Genomic DNA, 14,850 nt, shown 5'->3' with positions numbered 1-14,850 from the left:
AACGCTCAACCGCTCCCGAGCGATCAGTGGGGCGACCGGGGGTGGTGGGCGTGGACTCGTGGACCGGGGTGTTGCAGTCCTGGGGCGTTCCCGCGCTGGTGGTGGGCGTGGTGGTGCTGCTGGTGGCGGCCCCGAAGGTCATCGAGGGCATCCGCGCGGTACTGGGCCTGCTGGTGGCCCCGCTGCGACTGCTCACCCCGGCCCTGCTCGGACCGGCGGCCCGTGCCGAGCAGGCACGTCGCCGCCGGGTGGCCACGGTCCTGCTCAGCGCGCTGGACCTCACCGAGGAACGGCTGGGCTGGCGGGGTGAGCGCTACACCGAGATCCGGGCGGCCATCGAGTCGGTGGACACCCCGCGCCGGACCCGGGGCCTGTTCGGGCTGCGCACGGGCGCGGGCACGTACCGCACGCGCTCGCTGGAGGCGGCCTTCCGCAGGGAACGGGCCGCGGTGGTGCACCTGCACGGCAGCGCGGGCTCGGGCAAGAGCGTGATCCTGCGCCGCTACGCCCGCGACGTGCTGGTGTCCGCGCGGGACGGGGCCGCGCGGCGCAGGCCGCTGGCGCTCTACGTCAGCCTGCGCGACCTGGACCTGCCGCCCGAACAGGTCACCGCCACCGTGTTGCAGGACTACGTGGCCCGCCAGGTCAACCCGCACGGCAGCGTGGAACTGGCCGAGTACCTGAGCACCGACCTGCCTCGGGACCTGCGCGAAGGCCAGGTCGTGCTGCTGTTCGACTCCTTCGACGAGATCCCGGCGGTGATCGCCAGCGCCACGGTGGACCGCGCGGTGCGGCCGTACGTGGAGCTGATCACGAGCTACCTCGGCGGCGGGCGGGCGCACTGCGTGGTGGCCTCCCGCGAGTACCGGGGCCCGCGCGTGCCCGGCTGGGCGCGGCTGGAGATCAGCCCGCTCGCCCGCGCTGAACAACTGCACCTGCTCAGCGCGTACGGCCTGAGCGGGCGGCAGATCCGTGCGGTCGAGCACCTGCTGCACGACGTGAGCGGCGGGTTCACCACGCACCTGCGCAACCCCATGTACCTGTCGCTGTTCGCGCTCTACGTGCTGGCGCACGGCGGTCCGCCGGACCGGGCCAGCCAGCTGTTCGAGGAGCACCTGCGCACCCGGCTGGACGCGGCCGACCCCAAGGGCCGGCCCGAGGTGCTGGCCGTGCTGCTGGAGGTGCTGGAACGGCTCGCGCTGCGCTCCACCCGCGCCGAGGACTCCGGGCTGTGCATCGAGCTGGCCGAGATCCGGCGCGAGGCGCACGCCTGCGCCCGGGGCGTGCCCGCCCGCGAACTGGTGCCGATCCTGGTGGCCAGCGGGCTGCTCGTGCCGACCACCAACGAGCGCTACGCCTTCGCGCACCGGCTCATCCGCGAGTACGTGGTCGGCGGCTACCTGGTGCGCCACCCCGACGAGGTGCCGGTGGCCGAACTGGTCGAACAGCCCCGCTGGCGGGAGACCACGGTGGCGCTGCTCCAGGTCGGCGAGCCCGAGCACGTGGCCGAGCTGCTCGTGGCGATCTGGATGCTGCTCGACGAGGAACGGCGCACGCCCGAGCGGTTCGAGCAGTTCTCGCCCAGGGCGGTGCACCTGCTGGAACTGCTCGTCACCGCGTACGGGGCCGCGGCGGGCTGGCTGCCCGACCTGTGCCGCACGATCGTCGGCGGGCTCATCGCGCGCGCCTGGGACGAGGGCGGCATCAGCGAGCGCAAGTTCGCACTGGACTGCCTCACGTTGCTGCCCACCGAGCACCAGCCCTGGTACGTGGAGCAGGCGTTCTCGGGCTCCAGCACCTGGCTGCGCATGACGGCGCTGCGCCGCTGCGCGCTGTTCAGCCCGTTGCCGGTGACGATCGAGATGCTGATCCGGCGGCTGCTGGTCACGCTGCTCGCTGGCGGCCAGCTCAGCGCGGACCGGGTCGTGATCGACAGCGACCTGCGCAGGCTCTACGAGGGCACGCGGTTCGTGCGCACCCGCCGGGTGCTGGTCGCGCTGCCGGTGGCGCTGGCCGGGCTGTGCGCCCTGAAGCTGGGCCTGGACCTGGTGCAGTTCGGCCTGCTGGTCCTGGTGTGGCCGTTCGGGCTGCTCACCTGGGTGCTGCTGCCCGCGGGCTCCTTCTGGCTGTTGCAGTCCAGCCAACCGCTGTCCCTGCCCACCAGCACGCGCACCGCCCGCTTCTTCCAGCGCGCCATGGACCGGGTGTACGGCTGGAACGACCGGACGGACTCCGCGCAGCTGTTCCTCGGGATCGTCGTGGTCACGGGCATCAGCGTGCTCATCCAGTTCGTGCTCGCGGTGGCCATGCCGCTGCTGAGCGCCGAGTTCACCCAGGCCGCGATCGGGCTGGCCACGGGGCCGCTGCTCGTGCTGTACCTCTACCTGTGGGCGCCCGCCGTGCTCAACAGCACCGTGAACCGGCCACTCGGATCTGCCATCCGGGTGCGTGAACTGTTCTTCGCGCCGTTGTTCTACGCGTTGCGGGCCGTCCGCGTGCTGGCCACCGACGGCCGACCGATGGCGTTCGACCTGGCCGGTTCACTGGCCAGGATGGTCCTGATCGGTGCGGCGGCCTACGGCGCCTCCTGGTTGATCGTGGAGTTCGCCGGAGTGGTCGGCATCGTGCTGCTGGCGGTGGTCGTGGTGCTGGTCCTCGCGGGCGCCCCGATCGCGGTGGCCCGCCTGGTGATCGGCGAGATCCGCTCGCGCCGTGCGGTGCGGCGGGGGCTGCGCCGCACGACCGCGCTGGACGAGGCCGTGCTGCTCGCCGAGATGAGCCGGTTCACCGACCCGCTCGAGGTGGTCGACTACCTGCGCGCGCTGCGCGTGGACCGCACCGAGCAGGCCCGCGCCCTGCGCCGCGAGTTCGTGCAGGACCTGATCCGCGCCGTGGAGCGGTCCGCCGACACCGAACTGGACGCGCTGCCCGTGCTGCTCGGCGAGGGCGGTGCCGCCGAGCACGTGCCGGTGCCGGTCCTGCGCGGCTGGCGCGTGGAGGTGCTCGACGAGCTCGGTCGGCTGTCGGAGTTTCTGACGGAGCGGTGAGACACTCGACGCCGTGATGCTCCAACGCCCCGGTGAGCTGCTCACGATCGCCCAGTACCAACAGCTCCCCGAAGACGACCAGCACCGCTGGGAACTCCAGGAGGGCGTGGTCGTCAGGAGCCCGTCCCCGACGCCACGGCACATGCTTGCCGTTGGCGCCGTTCCCGGTCGAGATCGACCTGGACGCCCTGATCTGACCCAGGCTCGCGGCCAAGCCATGGCGTGAAGGTGCCCTTCGCGACGTCCAACGTCCTGAACGGCACCTTCATGACGCTCCGGACAGCGGGACTCGCCCTCCCCAGACCGGGACTCGCGCACCGGTCAGCGGGACTCGCGCGCGCAGGTCGTAGGCTGGGCACATGCCAGTTTCGGTCCGTGTCATTCCCTGCCTGGACGTCGATCGCGGGCGGGTGGTGAAGGGCGTCAACTTCACCGACCTCGTGGACGCGGGCGACCCGGTCGCGCTGGCCGCCGCCTACGACGCGGAGGGCGCCGACGAGCTGACCTTCCTGGACGTGACGGCCTCCTCGGGCGACCGGGAGACCACCTATGACGTGGTGCGCCGCACGGCCGAGCAGGTGTTCATCCCGCTGACGGTCGGTGGCGGCGTGCGGGCCCCGGAGGACGTGGACCGGCTGCTGCGCGCGGGCGCGGACAAGGTCAGTGTGAACACGGCGGCGATCGCCCGCCCGGAACTGCTCAGGGAGTGCTCGCAGCGGTTCGGCGCGCAGTGCATCGTGCTCTCGGTGGACGCCCGCCGGGTGCCCGCCGACGGGCAGCCCACGGCCTCGGGCTTCGAGGTGACCACGCACGGCGGCCGTCGCGGCACGGGCATCGACGCGGTGGAGTGGGCGGCTCGCGGCCAGGAGCTGGGCGTGGGCGAGATCCTGCTGAACTCCATGGACGCCGACGGCACCAAGGCCGGGTTCGACCTGGACCTGATCACCCGCGTGCGGGCCGTGGTGGACGTGCCGCTGATCGCCAGCGGGGGAGCGGGCCAGGTGGACCACTTCCCGCCCGCGGTGGCCGCCGGTGCGGACGCGGTGCTGGCGGCCAGCGTGTTCCACTTCGGCACGCTGCGCATCAGCGAGGTCAAGGACGGCCTGCGTGCCTCCGGCGCGGTGATCCGGTGATCGGCGGCTCGGCCCCGCTGGAGGTCCGCGTCGCGGCGCTGGTGTTCGCGCTGGGCGGGCTGCTGTTCGCGGGCGGCTCCTTCGCCTGGGGCACGCAGATCGGTGACACCTCGGTGGCCATCGTGCCCGCGGTGGACGCCGTGGTCGGGCTGCTGCTCGGCGGGCTGCTGGCGGTCGGCGCCCGCGCGGCGCGCATGCCCGCCTTCGTGTGGGCGGCGTTGATCACCATCCTGCAGATCGTGCTGGCGCTGGGCGTGGCGCCGGTCTGGCTGCGCATCCTGTGCGGGCTGCTCGCCGCCGCGCACGTCTACGCCTTCGTGCTGCTCAACACGGCTCCGGCCGGTCGATACCTGGGAGGTGCGCGGTGACGCTCGATCCGGCGATCGCGGACAGGCTCAAGCGCAACGCCGAGGGCCTGGTCTGCGCGGTCGTGCAGCAGCGCGGCACCGGCGAGGTGCTGATGGTGGCCTGGATGGACGACGAGGCGCTGCACCGGACCCTGACCACCCGTGAGGCCACGTACTTCTCGCGCAGCCGGGGCCGTCAGTGGATCAAGGGCGAGACCTCGGGGCACACCCAGCACGTGCACGAGGTGCGCATCGACTGCGACGGGGACACCGTGCTGCTGGTGGTGGACCAGGTCGACGGGGCCTGCCACACCGGGGACCGCACCTGCTTCGACGCGGGCCTGCTGCTGGCGGCCGAGGCTCAGGGCAGCTCCAGCTCCCCGGTGAGGTAGTGCTGGAGGGTGCGGCCGACCGTGGCGACCAGGGTGTCCACATCGGCTGAGGCCAGTGGCTCCAGCTTGACCACGTAGCGGGCCAGGCCCAGCCCGGACAGCTGCGAGCCGAACAGGGACAGCCGCAGCTCGGGCCGGTCCACGCCCAGGTCGCGGATGGCCTCGCCGAAGATCGCGGTGATGAACTCGCGCATCATGGTGGCGGCGGCCTCCTGAGTGGCGGCGCTGCGGATGAGCGCGGCGAACCCGCCGCCCGCGGTGCTGTCCCACACCGTCACGAAGGCGCGCACGGCCCGCTCGGCGATGTGCTCGCGGTCCCCGCCGAACACGTGTGCGCGCACCGCCTCGGGATCGGCCGGCAGCTCGACCGCCGCGGCGAACAGGCCCCGTTTGCCGCCGAACCAGTGGTTGACCATGGCGGGGTCCACCTCGGCGCGGGAGGCGATGCCGCGCACCGTGGCCCCGTCGAACCCCTGCTCGGTGAACACCTGACGGGCCGCAGCGAGCAGGGCCGTCCTGGTATCCTCACCGGCCGGTCGGCGGCCCCTTCTCCTGGGTTGAGTCACACCAGCTCCTTATTCAACGCGCAATGAAATTTAGGCCCGGTGACCCGACGGGTCAAGTGCGTGGAGCACAATGAGGCCCATGGTCAGTGCAGCGCTGGGCGAGGTCAGCCCCACCCGCGAGGAGTTCCGAGCCCTGGCCGCGAGCCGCCGGGTCATCCCGGTCGTGCGCAGGCTGCTCGCCGACGCCGAAACCCCGGTCGGGGTCTACCGCAAGCTCGCGGGCGACCGCCCCGGCACCTTCCTGCTGGAATCCGCGGAGAACGGCCGCTCCTGGTCGCGCTGGTCCTTCGTGGGCGTGCGCAGCCCGGCCGCGCTGACCGTGGTCGGCGGCCAGGCCAGCTGGACCGGCACCCCGCCGGTCGGCCTGCCCAGCGGCGGAGACCCGCTCGACGCGCTGCGCCGCACCCTGGAGGTGCTGCGCACCGACCCGCTGCCCGGCCTGCCCCCGCTGACCGGCGGCATGGTCGGGTTCGTCGGCTACGACGCGGTGCGCAGGCTGGAGCGGCTGCCGGAACTGGCCGCCGACGACCTGCGGCTGCCCGAGATGGTCATGCTGCTGGCCACCGACCTGGCCGCACTGGACCACCACTCCGGCACCATCACGCTGATCGCCAACGCGGTCAACTGGGACGACTCCCCGGAGCGGGTGGACGCCGCCTACGAGGACGCGCTGGCCCGGCTGGACCAGATGACCGAGGAACTGGGCGCCACCGCCCCGGCCACCGCCGCCGTGCTGGCACCCAGCGAGCCCCGGTTCCGGCGCCGCCGCGACAGCGCCGAGTTCCGCTCCGCCGTGGACACCGCCAAGGAGGCCATCCGCGCGGGCGAGGCGTTCCAGGTGGTCGTCTCGCAGCGGTTCGAGATCGACACCGAGGCCGACGCGCTGGACGTCTACCGGGTACTGCGCACCACCAACCCCAGCCCGTACATGTACCTGCTGCGGCTGGACGGCTTCGACATCGTGGGCGCCAGCCCCGAGGCGCTGGTGACCGTGCGCGACGGGCAGGCCACCACACACCCCATCGCGGGCACCCGGTGGCGCGGGGCGGACGCCGAGGAGGACGCACTGCTGGAGAAGGACCTCCTGGCCGACGCCAAGGAGCGCGCCGAGCACCTGATGCTGGTCGACCTGGGCCGCAACGACCTGGGCCGGGTCTGCCGCCCCGGCTCGGTGAACGTGGTCGACTTCTTCCGCGTGGAGCGCTACAGCCACGTCATGCACATCGTGTCCACGGTGACCGGGCACCTGGACACCGGGCGCACGGCCTTCGACGCGGTGGCCGCCTGCTTCCCCGCGGGCACCCTGTCCGGTGCGCCCAAGCCGCGTGCGATGGAGCTGATCGAGGAACTGGAGCCGACCCGGCGCGGGCTCTACGGCGGCATCGTGGGCTACCTGGACTTCGCGGGGGACTGCGACACCGCGATCGCCATCCGCACCGCCCTGGTCCGCGACGGGGTGGCCTACGTGCAGGCGGGCGCGGGCATCGTGGCCGACTCCGACCCGGCGGCCGAGGACACCGAGTGCCTGAACAAGGCGCGAGCCGTGCTCAGCGCCGTGGCCACCGCGGGCACGCTGCGACCGGCGGGCGAGGTGGTGGGTTCCGGTGTCTGAGCGCCGTCCACTCTGGACAGTGGTGGGCCTGCTCGCGCTGGCCTCGCTGGTGCTGTGGCTGTCCTCGCAGATGACCTGGACCTGGAGCCAGCACACCGACGACCTGCGCGGGCTGGTGACCACGAAGGCCACCGGCGACCAGGCCGAGACGGCCCTGGTGCCGCTGGCGGTGCTCGTGCTGGCCCTGGTGGCCGCCGTGGTGGCCACCGGGGGCTGGCTGCGCCGGATCACCGGGGTTGTGGTGCTGCTCAGCGGATTCGGTGTGCTCTGGTTGGCCGCCAACGGCATCGGAGACGTGCTCGGCCCGCACCCCGCCGGGTACCCGGCGGGCACGGTGCTCGCCGCGCACGGGCTCGCCGCGCTGGCCGGGCTGGCGGTGCTCGCGGGCGGCACGCTGCTGGTGGCCGCCGGGCACCGGATGCCCCGGCTCGGTGCGAAGTACCAGTCCCCACAAGCGAAAAAGCCCGTGACCGACCCGGATCGGGAGCTGTGGCAGGCGCTGGACTCCGGCCAGGACCCCACCGCCAGGCAGTGACCGCTCGCACACGGCACGTAATCGTTATCCGAAAGGGCCTTGACTACCAGGGCCTGCTTGCGGCACCCGCTGTCGGGAGGCCAGCCGTCGCGGGGTTAGCATCTTTGCGGCGGGAAGGGGACTTGGCGTGACCGTGCTGGACTCGATCATCGACGGCGTCCGCGCCGACTTGGCCTCGCGCGAGGCGGAAATCCCATTCGAGGTCATCAAGGAGCGCTCGCTCGCGGCGCCCGCGCCGCGCGACGCGATGACCGCACTCAAGGCACCGGGCATCGGCGTGATCGCCGAGGTCAAGCGCCGCAGCCCCTCCAAGGGGGACCTCGCGGAGATCCCGGACCCGGCGGTGCTGGCCGCGGACTACGCGGCCGCCGGGGCGCGGGTGATCAGCGTGCTGACCGAACAGCGCCGCTTCGGCGGTTCGCTGGCGGACCTGGACGCGGTGCGCGCGGCGGTGGACGTTCCCCTGCTGCGCAAGGACTTCATCGTCAGCCCGTACCAGGTGCACGAGGCGCGGGCACACGGGGCCGACGTGGTGCTGCTGATCGTGGCGGCGCTGGAGCAGAACGCGCTGGAGGCCCTGCTGGACCGGGTCGAGTCGCTGGGCATGACCGCGCTGGTCGAGGTGCACACCGCCGAGGAGGCCGACCGGGCCCTGGAGGCGGGCGCCAAGGTCATCGGCATCAACGCGCGCAACCTGCACACCCTGGAGGTGGACCGCGAGGTGTTCGGACGCATCGCGCCCGGTCTGCCGTTCGAGACCTACAAGGTGGCCGAGTCCGGGGTGCGCGGACCGGCCGACCTGATGACCTACGCCGGGGCCGGTGCCGACGCGGTGCTGGTCGGCGAGGGGCTGGTGACCAGCGGTGACCCCAAGGCGGCGGTGACCCAGCTGGTGACGGCGGGCTCGCATCCGGCCTGCCCGCGACCGAGCCGCTGACCTGGGAGAAGCCGTAGCGATGAACGAGCAGCACGATCCGCACGGGCCCGATGAGCGCGGCTACTTCGGGCCCTACGGCGGAAGGTTCATGCCGGAGGCGCTGATCGCGGCGCTGGACGAGCTGACCACCGTGTACGAGAAGGCCAGCGTGGACCCGGAGTTCACCGGGGAGTTCCAACGCCTGCTGCGGGACTACGCGGGCCGCCCCTCGCTGCTCACCGAGGTGCCGCGCTTCGCCGAGCACGCGGGCGGGGCGCGAGTGCTGCTCAAGCGCGAGGACCTCAACCACACCGGCTCGCACAAGATCAACAACGTGCTGGGGCAGGCCCTGCTCACCAAGCGCATGGGCAAGAAGCGGGTCATCGCGGAGACCGGGGCCGGGCAGCACGGGGTGGCCACGGCCACCGCCTGCGCGCTGATGGGCCTGGACTGCGTGGTCTACATGGGTGAGGTGGACACCCAGCGGCAGGCGCTCAACGTGGCCAGGATGCGGCTGCTCGGTGCCGAGGTCATCCCGGTGACCAGCGGCTCGCGCACCCTCAAGGACGCCATCAACGAGGCGCTGCGCGACTGGGTCACCAACGTGGACAGCACGCACTACCTGCTGGGCACGGCGGCCGGTGCGCACCCGTTCCCGGTGATGGTGCGCAACTTCCACAAGGTCATCGGCATCGAGGCCCGGCAGCAGGTGCTGGACCTGACCGGCAGGCTGCCCGACGCCGTGGCCGCCTGCGTGGGCGGCGGCTCCAACGCGATCGGCATCTTCCACGGCTTCCTGGACGACCCCGGCGTGCGGCTGGTCGGCCTGGAGCCCGGCGGCAAGGGCGTCGACAGCGGCCACCACGGCGCCACGCTCACCGCGGGCACGCCCGGCATGCTGCACGGCGCCCGCTCGTACCTGTTGCAGGACGAGGACGGCCAGACCATCGAGGCGTACTCGATCTCGGCGGGCCTGGACTACCCCGGGGTGGGACCCGAGCACTCCTACCTCAAGGACCTCGGCCGGGCCGAGTACCGCTCGGTGACCGACGCCGAGGCGATGGCGGCCATGCGGCTGCTCTCGCGCACCGAGGGCATCATCCCGGCGATCGAGTCCTCGCACGCCCTGGCCGGGGCCCTGGAGCTGGGCCGCGAGCTGGGGCCGGAGGGCATCGTGCTGGTGAACCTGTCCGGTCGAGGGGACAAGGACATGGACACCGCCAACAGCTTCTTCGGTCTGGTCGAGCAGGGGGAGTCCTGATGTCGCTGGCAGAGCTGTTCACCGCGACCCGGGAGCAGGGCAGGGCCGCGCTGGTCGGCTACCTGCCCGCGGGCTACCCGACCGCCGCTGGGTCCAAGTCCATGCTGCGCGCCATGGTGGACGGCGGCTGCGACCTGGTCGAGGTGGGCGTGCCCTACTCCGACCCGGTCATGGACGGCCCCACCATCCAGGCCGCCGCCACGCAGGCCCTGGAGGCCGGTTTCCGGCTGCGCGACGTGTTCGAGGTGGTCGAGTCCATCAGCTCGGCCGGTGGCCGTGCCGTGGTCATGACCTACTGGAACCCGGTCAACCGGTACGGGGTGGACGCCTACGCCCGCGACCTGGCCGCCGCCGGTGGCCTGGGCATCATCACCCCCGACCTGATCCCCGACGAGGCGGACGAGTGGCTGGCCGCTTCCACCGAGCACGGCCTGGACCGGATCTTCCTGGTGGCGCCCTCCTCCACCGAGGAGCGCATCGCCCGTACCGCCAAGGCAAGCAGCGGCTTCCTGTACGCGACCTCCGTGATGGGCGTGACCGGGGCCCGTGACGTGGTCAGCAGCGCCGCACCCGAGCTGGTCCGCCGCGTGCGCGCGCACACCGACCTGCCCGTGGGCGTGGGCCTTGGCGTGCGCAACGGGGCCCAGGCCGCCGAGCTGGCCGCCTTCGCCGACGCCGTGATCGTCGGATCGGCCTTCGTCAGCAAGGTGGCCGAGGGCGAGCAGGCCGTGGCCGACCTGGCCGCCGAGCTGGCCCAGGGCGTGCGCGGAGCAGCCGCCGTGGCCTGAGCCCTCGTGCCATGAAAGTGCCGTTCCTGGCGTTCAACGCCAGGAACGGCACTTTCATGGCACTCGGGTGTGTCGTCACAATCCGGTAATAGCGCGGACCGCGAGGGCGGTCACCCTCCGCAGCCGTATACGGTGGCGCTGTGGTGACCTCCGCCTCCAACATCGTCCTGGCCAGCTTCCCCAGCCCGCCCCAGGGCGTCTGGTACGTCGGCCCGATCCCGATCAGGGCCTACGCCCTGTTCATCATCGTGGGCATCATCGTGGCCATCGTCTGGGGTGAGCGGCGGTTCGTCGCGCGCGGCGGTGAGAAGGGCTTCATCACCGACATCGCGGTGTGGGCCGTGCCCTTCGGCCTGGTCGGTGGGCGCCTGTACCACCTGGCCACGGACTGGCAGAAGTACTTCGGCCCCGGCGGCGACCCGCTGGGCGCGCTGGAGGTCTGGAAGGGCGGCCTGGGCATCTGGGGCGCGGTGGCGCTGGGCGGGGTCGGCGCGCTGATCGCCTGCCGCCGCAGGGGCGTGCCGCTGCCCGCGGTGGCCGACGCGATCGCCCCCGGCATCGTGGTGGCGCAGGCCATCGGCCGACTGGGCAACTACTTCAACCAGGAACTGTTCGGCAGGGACACCGACGTGCCCTGGGCCCTGGAGATCTACAACCGGTACAACCCGGACACCGGGCTGCTGGACTGGATCAACGGTGTGGCGCAGGGCGCGCCGATCCGCACCGTGCACCCCACCTTCCTGTACGAGCTGCTGTGGAACCTCGGTGTCGCCGCCCTGGTCGTGTGGGCGGACCGCCGGTTCCGGCTGGGCCACGGGCGGGCTTTCGCGCTCTACGTGGCGGGCTACACCGCGGGCCGGTTCTGGGTCGAGCTGATGCGTGACGACGAGGCCACGCACATCTTCGGCGTGCGGATCAACGTGTTCGTGGCGGGACTGGTGTTCCTCGGCGCGGTGGCCTACCTGATCATCGCCAAGGCACGCGGGCCCCGTGAGGACCTGGTCGCACTGCGCGAGGCCCGCACCGCGACCAATCAGGTCGCCGCGGACGTGCCGCCGCCTGCCGAGGACTCCGAGGACGGCGCGGACAAGCCCGCCGCGGAGGAGGCCAAGACGGAGGCCAAGGCCGAGGACGAGGCGCCCTCCGAACCGAAGAGCTGATGCGCGTACTCGTCGTCGAGGACGACGACCGGGTCGCGCGCGGCCTGGTGACCGCCTTGCGGCACGCGGGCTACGAGGTGCACCGAGTGTCCACTGTGGAGGATGCCGTGCGCGCGGCCCCGGTCGACGTGGTGCTGCTGGACCTGGGCCTGCCCGACGGGGACGGCTTCGACGTGCTACGCAGGCTGCGCCGCGAGCCGGGCACGGCGGTGATTGCCGTGACGGCCCGCGGCGAGGAGCGGGAACGCGTGCTGGGTCTGCGGGCGGGCGCCGACGACTACGTGGTCAAGCCCTTCGGCACGGCCGAGCTGCTGGCCCGCATCGAGGCGGTGCTGCGTCGCACCCGCACCGCCAGGGCCGAGGCCAGTGCCCCGGTGCTGCGGGTCGGCGGCCTCACCCTGGACGCGGGCACCCGGTCGGCCGAGCTGGACGGTGAGCCGATCTCCTTGACCCGCAAGGAGTTCGACCTGCTCGCGCTACTGGCCTCGCGGCCGGGTGAGGTGGTCAGCCGGGACCTGATCGTGGACCAGGTCTGGCACACCTCCTGGGAGGCCCCCTCGCGCACCCTGGACACGCACGTGGCCGCGCTGCGGCAGAAGCTGGGCGAGCAGCGGGTGCGCATCGAGACCGTGCGGGGCGTCGGCTACCGGTTGGTGGGCTGAGCGGTGCTGCGGCGGCTGCTGCTCGTGCTGGTGCCGCTGCTGGCGGTGTTGGGCACCGCCCTGGGCGTGCCGCTGGCAGCGGCCGTGGCGCAGCGCGAGACCCAGGCCACCTACCTGGACCGACTGGCCGACGTCAGCCGGTTCGCCTCGCTGGCCGAGACCGCGCTGGCCTCCGACCGTACCCAGGCCCTACAGGACGAGTTGTCCCGCTACGACCAGCTCTACGGCATCCCGGTGGCCGTGGTGGCACCGGAGGGCGCGGTGCTGATGGCCTCCCGCGCGCACCCGGACCTGACCGGCCCCGCCGTGCGCGCGGGCCTGCTCGCCGCGTTCTCCGGCTACCGCCCCGAGACCCCGCAGGCCGTGCTGCCCTGGCAGGACAGCCCGCTGGTGCTGGTGGAACCGGTCGGCCGGGACAGCGAGGTGGTCGCCGCCGTGGTCGCCGTGTCGGCCACCGACCGGCTGCGCGCCGAGGTGCTGCGGCAGTGGGGCCTGCTCGCGTTGGCGGGCGTGCTGCCGCTGCTGGCGGTGATCGGCGCCGCCTGGCCGCTGTCGCGCTGGGTGCTGCGGCCGATCCGCCGCCTGGACGAGGCCAGCGCCGAGGTCGCCGGTGGGCGCACCGACTTCCGCGCGGCCGATGTGAGCGGTCCGCCCGAGCTGCGCAGGCTGACCAGTTCCTTCAACACGATGGTCGAGGTCGTGGACGGGGCGCTGCGCCGTCAGCGCGACTTCGTGGCCGACGCCTCGCACCAGCTGCGCAACCCGCTGGCGAGCCTGCGCCTGGCCGTGGACAACCTGGCCCCGCACCTGCCCGATGAGGACGCCCGCGAGGCGCAGCGCGTGGCGGTGGAGGAGGCGGAGGAGATGGCGCGGGTGCTCGACGCCCTGCTGGCCGCCACGAGGGTGGACGCCGGGCGGGACGCCGAGCCGGTGGAGGTGGCCGAACTGGTCGCGGCGCGGCTGCCGGGCTGGCAGGGGCTCGGGCTGCCGATCGAGGTGGACATCCCTGCGGGACAACGGGTCCTGGCTCAGCCGGGGGCGCTGGGCACGGTGCTGGACGAGCTGGTCGGCAACGCCGCACGGCTGTCCGGGGCCAGCCGGGTCCTGCTCGCGTGGCGGGACGGGGAGCTGCACGTCACCGACGACGGGGTCGGCCTGGACGAGGCCGAGCGGGCGGCGGCGCTGGGCCGGTTCTGGCGTGCGCCCCGGCACCAGAACGTGCCGGGGACCGGGTTGGGCCTGGCCATCTGCGCGGACCTGATCGGTGCCTCGGGCGGGCAGCTGCGGCTGGAGCAGGCGCGGCCGCGCGGGCTGGACGTGGTGCTGCGCCTACCGCTTGACCGCGGTGAACCAGGCGGCGGCCCCGGGGTGTAGCGGCACCACCCCGGTGGCGATACCGGTGCGCACGTTGATGCGCCGTGCCTCCGGGTGCCCCTGGGTGATCGCCTCGACCTCGGTGAACACCGTGCTGGTGACGGTCCGCACCACCTCGGCGGACAGGTTGTCGCGGGCCAGCAGCAGGTTCGGCACGGCCACGGTGGGGCAGGCCCGCACCCCCTTGTACGTGGTGGCCGGGATCGTGGCGGGCACGTACGGGCCGGGGAACCGGGCGGCCAGCGCGGCGGCCTCCTCGGCCAGCGGCACCATGCGCACCGGCATGCGCTGCGCCAGGTCGGTGATCGCCGGCGTGGGAATGCCGGTCAGCGTCAGCAGCGCCTCGATCTGGCCCCGCACCAGGGCTGTCGCCGCGTCGGCCTGGGTGAGCCGCACCCCGTTCGGCCGCACCCCGCGCAGGGCGAGCAGCCGGTCGCTGGTGAACTCGGTGCTCGACCCCTGCGCGCCCAGCGAGACGGTGCGACCGGTCAGGTCGGCCAGCGAGCCGATCGGCGAGTCCCGCGGCACCACCAGGTGCAGGAAGCTGTCGTAGATCCGGCCCACCGCGCTGATGCCCGCTGGCGGCCTGCCCCCGTCCTCGGCGGCGTCGATCGCGGACAGCCCGAGCTGACCCTCGCCCGTGGCCAGCAGGTGCAGGTTGGCCACGGAGGCCGCTGTGGGCTTGGCCCGCACCGAGGTCCCGGGCAGGTGCGCGCCGATCGCGGTGGCCATGGCCGCGCCGATCTCGCGGAAGACCGCGCCGGGTGGACCGGTCAGCAGCACCAGTTCCCGCAGCACCGGCCCGCCCGGTACCGAGCACGCGCCCAGTGCGGCCCCGGCCGCACTCGCCGCCGCCGCGCGCAGCACCCCACGCCTGCTCAGCACCGTGGCAGCCTAGCCCCGGTCGTCCTCCGGTGCGGGTGTCGCCTGCTCGGGCTCCGGCTCCTCAGCGGGCTCGGTGGCGTTGTACACCTCGTACTGGCTGAACGTGTCCCAGTTGTAGGAACCGGATCTCATCAACTCCCACCTCGCGATCCGATGCTACCGACGGACAAGT

The 14,850-nt window shown here is 73.0% G+C and carries 15 protein-coding genes; 12 read left to right on the top strand and 3 right to left on the bottom strand.

Annotated elements, in window-relative coordinates:
- The first annotated feature begins 50 nt into the window (after window positions 1–50).
- From KALB_RS34620 to hisI, 4 genes are all read left to right on the top strand, one after another.
- Complete coding sequence (locus tag KALB_RS34620) at window positions 51–3,047, top strand: NACHT domain-containing protein (RefSeq protein WP_025360258.1); 2,997 nt, start codon at window positions 51–53, stop codon at window positions 3,045–3,047.
- Between the two features lie 359 nt (window positions 3,048–3,406).
- Window positions 3,407–4,180, top strand: a complete 774-nt coding sequence (hisF, locus tag KALB_RS34615) for an imidazole glycerol phosphate synthase subunit HisF (protein WP_025360257.1) — start codon at window positions 3,407–3,409, stop codon at window positions 4,178–4,180.
- Window positions 4,177–4,548, top strand: coding sequence for a hypothetical protein (locus KALB_RS34610; protein ID WP_025360256.1), 372 nt, complete (start codon window positions 4,177–4,179; stop codon window positions 4,546–4,548). Before hisF ends, KALB_RS34610 begins: the two co-directional genes overlap by 4 nt.
- The gene (hisI, locus tag KALB_RS34605) at window positions 4,545–4,919 is read left to right on the top strand and encodes a phosphoribosyl-AMP cyclohydrolase (protein ID WP_025360255.1); all 375 of its coding nucleotides are present in this window, start codon (window positions 4,545–4,547) and stop codon (window positions 4,917–4,919) included. Before KALB_RS34610 ends, hisI begins: the two co-directional genes overlap by 4 nt.
- Here the strand turns inward: hisI and KALB_RS34600 are convergent.
- Entirely contained in the window at window positions 4,889–5,485 is a 597-nt protein-coding gene (locus tag KALB_RS34600; protein WP_025360254.1) for a TetR/AcrR family transcriptional regulator, read from the bottom strand. The genes hisI and KALB_RS34600 overlap by 31 nt on opposite strands.
- A gap of 79 nt (window positions 5,486–5,564) precedes the next feature.
- Between KALB_RS34600 and KALB_RS34595 the strand changes: the two genes are divergently transcribed.
- The 8 genes from KALB_RS34595 (at window position 5,565) to KALB_RS34560 (ending at window position 13,793) form a co-directional block, all read left to right on the top strand.
- The gene (locus KALB_RS34595) at window positions 5,565–7,097 is read left to right on the top strand and encodes an anthranilate synthase component I (protein WP_025360253.1); all 1,533 of its coding nucleotides are present in this window, start codon (window positions 5,565–5,567) and stop codon (window positions 7,095–7,097) included.
- A complete protein-coding gene (locus KALB_RS34590; RefSeq protein ID WP_030111198.1) occupies window positions 7,090–7,632 on the top strand; it encodes a Trp biosynthesis-associated membrane protein in 543 nt (180 codons plus the stop codon). The genes KALB_RS34595 and KALB_RS34590 overlap by 8 nt, the downstream gene beginning before the upstream one ends.
- A gap of 127 nt (window positions 7,633–7,759) precedes the next feature.
- Window positions 7,760–8,569, top strand: coding sequence for an indole-3-glycerol phosphate synthase TrpC (gene trpC, locus KALB_RS34585; RefSeq protein WP_025360251.1), 810 nt, complete (start codon window positions 7,760–7,762; stop codon window positions 8,567–8,569).
- A 19-nt stretch (window positions 8,570–8,588) separates the two neighbouring features.
- Window positions 8,589–9,809 (top strand): tryptophan synthase subunit beta, encoded by a 1,221-nt coding sequence (gene trpB, locus KALB_RS34580; protein WP_030111199.1) that lies wholly within the window; start codon window positions 8,589–8,591, stop codon window positions 9,807–9,809.
- Window positions 9,809–10,597, top strand: coding sequence for a tryptophan synthase subunit alpha (trpA, locus tag KALB_RS34575; RefSeq protein ID WP_030111200.1), 789 nt, complete (start codon window positions 9,809–9,811; stop codon window positions 10,595–10,597). Before trpB ends, trpA begins: the two co-directional genes overlap by 1 nt.
- Before the next feature lie 140 nt (window positions 10,598–10,737).
- Window positions 10,738–11,757: a prolipoprotein diacylglyceryl transferase gene (gene lgt, locus KALB_RS34570; protein WP_042221097.1), complete on the top strand. Its 1,020-nt coding sequence runs from the start codon at window positions 10,738–10,740 to the stop codon at window positions 11,755–11,757.
- Window positions 11,757–12,419, top strand: coding sequence for a response regulator transcription factor (locus KALB_RS34565; RefSeq protein ID WP_025360247.1), 663 nt, complete (start codon window positions 11,757–11,759; stop codon window positions 12,417–12,419). The genes lgt and KALB_RS34565 overlap by 1 nt, the downstream gene beginning before the upstream one ends.
- Before the next feature lie 3 nt (window positions 12,420–12,422).
- Entirely contained in the window at window positions 12,423–13,793 is a 1,371-nt protein-coding gene (locus KALB_RS34560) for a sensor histidine kinase (RefSeq protein WP_025360246.1), read from the top strand.
- Here KALB_RS34560 and KALB_RS34555 read toward each other — a convergent pair.
- Together KALB_RS34555 and KALB_RS49990 are read right to left on the bottom strand one after the other, a co-directional pair.
- Window positions 13,749–14,678: a TAXI family TRAP transporter solute-binding subunit gene (locus tag KALB_RS34555; RefSeq protein WP_201771853.1), complete on the bottom strand. Its 930-nt coding sequence runs from the start codon at window positions 14,676–14,678 to the stop codon at window positions 13,749–13,751. The two genes, KALB_RS34560 and KALB_RS34555, sit on opposite strands and share 45 nt — an antisense overlap.
- A 9-nt stretch (window positions 14,679–14,687) precedes the next feature.
- On the bottom strand, window positions 14,688–14,810 hold the full coding sequence (locus KALB_RS49990; protein ID WP_268872229.1) for a hypothetical protein: 123 nt from the start codon (window positions 14,808–14,810) through the stop codon (window positions 14,688–14,690).
- Between the last annotated feature and the right edge of the window lie 40 nt (window positions 14,811–14,850).

Origin of the sequence: Kutzneria viridogrisea DSM 43870 (assembly GCF_000525635.1) — a bacterium.
Lineage (GTDB): Bacteria > Actinomycetota > Actinomycetes > Mycobacteriales > Pseudonocardiaceae > Kutzneria > Kutzneria viridogrisea.
This window is presented reverse-complemented; position numbering and strand designations above follow the sequence as displayed.

Bases quoted from the DNA above. Each gene is read 5' to 3' on its own strand.
- KALB_RS34565 (WP_025360247.1), top strand. From the start codon at position 11,757: ATGCGCGTACTCGTCGTCGAGGACGACGACCGGGTCGCGCGCGGCCTG.
- KALB_RS34595 (WP_025360253.1), top strand. From the start codon at position 5,565: ATGGTCAGTGCAGCGCTGGGCGAGGTCAGCCCCACCCGCGAGGAGTTC.
- trpB (WP_030111199.1), top strand. From the start codon at position 8,589: ATGAACGAGCAGCACGATCCGCACGGGCCCGATGAGCGCGGCTACTTC.
- hisF (WP_025360257.1), top strand. From the start codon at position 3,407: ATGCCAGTTTCGGTCCGTGTCATTCCCTGCCTGGACGTCGATCGCGGG.
- trpA (WP_030111200.1), top strand. From the start codon at position 9,809: ATGTCGCTGGCAGAGCTGTTCACCGCGACCCGGGAGCAGGGCAGGGCC.
- KALB_RS49990 (WP_268872229.1), bottom strand. From the start codon at position 14,810: ATGAGATCCGGTTCCTACAACTGGGACACGTTCAGCCAGTACGAGGTG.